The sequence below is a fragment of the Tersicoccus phoenicis genome (genome assembly GCF_001968835.1).
In the GTDB taxonomy this organism is placed as follows: domain Bacteria; phylum Actinomycetota; class Actinomycetes; order Actinomycetales; family Micrococcaceae; genus Tersicoccus; species Tersicoccus phoenicis.
The window spans coordinates 1-303 of record NZ_MRDE01000033.1; the positions used below are offsets into that span (position 1 = coordinate 1).

The 303-nt window shown below is 74.3% G+C and carries 1 pseudogene; it reads left to right on the plus strand.

From position 1 onward, the window contains the following. Positions 1 to 303 (plus strand): annotated as a pseudogene (locus BKD30_RS06360) (IS1380 family transposase); the annotation flags it as partial.

The following is a 303-nucleotide window of genomic DNA, read 5'->3' on the forward strand; positions in this document are numbered from 1 at the left end:
CTACTCCGGGGTACGCGGGCTCAACGCCCAGGTCGGGGTCCTCTCGAGCCCGGTGGACGCGCCGGTGATCACGACCGCGCGGCTGCGTCGAGGCAACGTCGCCTCGGCGACCGGGGCAGGCCGGATGCTGACCCAGGCCATCAGCACCGCCCGGGCAGCGGGGGTGAGCGGGCGGATCCTGGCCCGCGCGGACTCGGCTTACTACGGGTGGGCGTTCGTCGGGGCCGCGATCCGCCACCGGGCGTGGTTCTCCGTGACCGCCCGGATGAACCCGCAGGTCAAGTCCGCGATCGCCGGCATCGG